1 protein-coding gene and 1 pseudogene are annotated in these 1,088 nt (G+C 67.3%); both read right to left on the bottom strand.

The features are described 5' to 3' along the window. A pseudogene (locus MOV75_RS39315) lies at positions 1 to 168 on the bottom strand (tRNA pseudouridine(38-40) synthase TruA); the annotation flags it as partial. Between the two features lie 112 nt (positions 169 to 280). After that, positions 281 to 1,088 (bottom strand): methionyl-tRNA formyltransferase (fmt, locus tag MOV75_RS39310; protein WP_247008213.1); only part of this gene is annotated, 808 nt, incomplete at its 5' end.

Raw genomic sequence — 1,088 nt, 5'->3', positions numbered from 1 at the left:
ATGCACGCCGGCATCGGTGCGGCCGGCGCCATGCACCCGCAGATCCGCGCCGGTCATCGCCTTCACGGCGGCCTCTAACGCGCCCTGCACCGAGGGCAGCGTCTCCTGCACCTGCCAGCCGAAGAACGGCGCGCCGTCATATTCGATGGTGAGCTTGTAGCGGGGCATCTATCCGATTCTATCCGATGTCATGGCCGGGCTTGACCCGGCAATCCATCGCCTGGGACAGAGTTTTGTTAGAAGATGGATACGCGGGTCAAGCCCGCGTATGACAAGTTGGCTAGTTGAACCTCGCGCCCGCCTTCAGCGGCACGCCGCGCAGGTAGTCCGCGGCCTGCATCCGCGCCTTGCCTTCGCGCTGGAGCTCGAGGATGCGGATCGCGCCCTCGCCGCAGGCGATGGTGAGATGATCGTCGAGCACCTCGCCCGGCGCGCCAGCACCTTTCGCCAGCTCGCAGCGCAGGATCTTGACGCGCGCATTCTCGATTTCAGCCCTGGCGCCGGGGAATGGCGAGAGGCCGTGGATGTGGCGCAGCACGGCGCGCGCGGGCTTGTTCCAGTCGATCCGCGCCTCGGCCTTGTCGATCTTGGCGGCGTAGGTGACGCCGTCCTCGCTCTGCTTCCTGAGCTGCAGCCCGCCACGGGCGAGCGCGGCCACGGCTCGCACCATCAGGTCGGCACCGAGCCTGGACAGGCGATCGTGCAGATCGGCCGCGGTCATGTTGTCGGTGATGGCAAGACGCTCGGCCATGGCGACGTCGCCGGTGTCGAGACCGACATCCATCTTCATCACCATCACGCCGCTCTCGGCATCATCAGCCATGATCGCGCGGTTGATCGGCGCCGCGCCGCGCCAGCGCGGCAGCAGCGAAGCGTGCAGGTTGTAGCAGCCGAGCTTGGGCGCATCGAGGATCGCCTGCGGCAGGATCATGCCATAGGCAACGACGACCGCGGCATCGGCATCGAACGCATTGAACTCCGCCAGCGCTTCCTCGGTCTTCAGCGTCTTCGGCGTCAGCACGGGCACGCCGAGTTTTCGCGCGGCCTCCTCGACCGGCGTCGGCTGCAATTGCAGGCCGCGCCGCCCG

The organism is Bradyrhizobium sp. PRIMUS42 (genome assembly GCF_023006515.1).
In the GTDB taxonomy this organism is placed as follows: domain Bacteria; phylum Pseudomonadota; class Alphaproteobacteria; order Rhizobiales; family Xanthobacteraceae; genus Bradyrhizobium.
This window is presented reverse-complemented; position numbering and strand designations above follow the sequence as displayed.